Source organism: uncultured Campylobacter sp. (assembly GCF_938045775.1).
In the GTDB taxonomy this organism is placed as follows: Bacteria; Campylobacterota; Campylobacteria; order Campylobacterales; family Campylobacteraceae; genus Campylobacter_B.
The window spans coordinates 1-1,741 of sequence record NZ_CALIBH010000237.1 but is presented as its reverse complement, the minus strand read 5'-3'; the positions used below and the strand labels follow the sequence as shown (position 1 = coordinate 1,741).

The 1,741-nt window shown below is 35.0% G+C and carries 2 protein-coding genes; both read left to right on the top strand.

Annotation, left to right across the window (positions count from 1 at the left end):
- Positions 1–14: 14 nt before the first annotated feature.
- Positions 15–839 (top strand): hypothetical protein, encoded by an 825-nt coding sequence (locus Q0238_RS09715; protein ID WP_297894239.1) that lies wholly within the window; start codon positions 15–17, stop codon positions 837–839.
- 47 nt (positions 840–886) lie between these two features.
- On the top strand, positions 887–1,648 hold the full coding sequence (locus tag Q0238_RS09710; RefSeq protein ID WP_297945608.1) for a hypothetical protein: 762 nt from the start codon (positions 887–889) through the stop codon (positions 1,646–1,648).
- Positions 1,649–1,741 lie beyond the last annotated feature (93 nt).

Below are 1,741 nucleotides of genomic sequence, written 5' to 3'. Positions count from 1 at the left end.
AAAGGAGCGTCGGTATGAAATTTTATAAATCTCTTAAATTTAAAGCCCTGGCGGGGGCGCTGCTTCTGGCGGCGATACTCTGCGCCGCATTTATCCGTATAATCCCCGATTATTCCACTTCACGAGGCTTCGCCGTAGTTTCAATCTTTGGCTACAACAAATACAAGCAGGGCTATTGCCTAAAAGAGGATAGAATTTTGTCTAAAGAGGAGCGATTTAAGCGCGGAATTTTAGATACCTTAGACAGATCCGTATTGTTTTATGCTGCTATTACAGACAGATGCTATTATGTATATGACAATGAAGCTTGCAACTACGGCAATGGAGAATTTGCCGTTAAAGTAGGCTTTTATGAGACGGATAAATTTAATAACGATGATTGGTTGGAAGTTTTATCCAAAGAGTATGAGATAGAAAAACGTAAAAATCAAGACGCTTGGCTGCTGTATAGAAATATTTTTGTCGAGAAATTTCAAATGAAGCCAGTAAATATCGCAGAAAGGCTAAAGATAAATTTAGCGGAGGGCTTTGCGGGCTTTGATATGCCGGTAATTGAATACAAAGGATTAAATAAATATCTTTTATATCTTGATAAAAGCTTCATTCTTTATGATGATTTTAAATTCAGTGCTATTTCGGTTAGAGTTCCTGAAGGATATACTCCCAAAGATTTATTGGATAGAAAGCAATATTATGAAAGAGAGATTCAAACCAGATCATATAGCGAAGATGACTTTAAAATCGACACATGCGGCAATAGCGATTTTAAAATTTATAAAAACAATGTCGAAGAAATATCGGATCGCTTGGTAAGAGAAGATTTGTTTAAAGGCGGCTGAAAAGCCGAGTAAACAACTGAAATTTTAAATTTTAAAGGAGCGTCGGTATGAAATTTTATAAATCTCTTAAATTTAAAGCGCTAGCTGGAGTGCTACTTCTTATAATAATACTCTGCGCCGCATTTATCCGCATCGTGCCAGACTACTCCACTTCACGAGGCTTCGCGATAGTTTCCCTTTCCGACTACAACAAATACAAGCAAGGATTCTGCTTAAAAGAGAATAGAATTTTACCCAAAGAGGAGCTGTATAAAAGAGCGATAGGACAGTTTTTGGATTACGAGCTAAAATTAGAGCGAATGATCAATGATTATAGGACCTATGCCTATGGCAGTTCTTGGCGTAGCTCATATGAAATTGCATACTATGAACTAGAGAACATAAATTTATCTAATTGGTTTGAAGTATTAAAAAAGCATCATGATAATAATGAGACGTTTGAGGAAATTTTTATGAATAAACTAAAAGCTAAAAAAACCGACCCAAAGAAATATTTAAAAATAAATTTGAACGATATGAGTGCTGGATTTGATAGACCGATAATTATTCTAGACGGCGCTTATAAAGGACCGAATATTCATATATTGTTAGATAAGTTTGTTTTAATTTATAAAAATTATATACAACGCAACCATTCCGAATACCTATTTGATATAATGAATTTTTCTGAAAAGATCAAGGAATATTACCAGGAGAGAAACAAGGCGTCGTTTGATATAAAACAGGGTTTTGAGCTGGACAACTGCGGAAATCTAAATTATCCATTAGAGGAATATTATTTAGGTAGCAGAGAGGCAAAAGGCGGTTGAAAAGCCACGCTAAAACAAAATTTTAAAAAGTCCTAGCCGCGCAAATTTTACTTTTAAAATTTTAAAATTTGCGTCTAAATTTCATGCGCCGTT

What these genes read in the sequence shown, in the direction of transcription:
- Q0238_RS09710 (WP_297945608.1), top strand. Translation starts at nt 887, where the DNA reads ATGAAATTTTATAAATCTCTTAAATTTAAAGCGCTAGCTGGAGTGCTA.
- Q0238_RS09715 (WP_297894239.1), top strand. Translation starts at nt 15, where the DNA reads ATGAAATTTTATAAATCTCTTAAATTTAAAGCCCTGGCGGGGGCGCTG.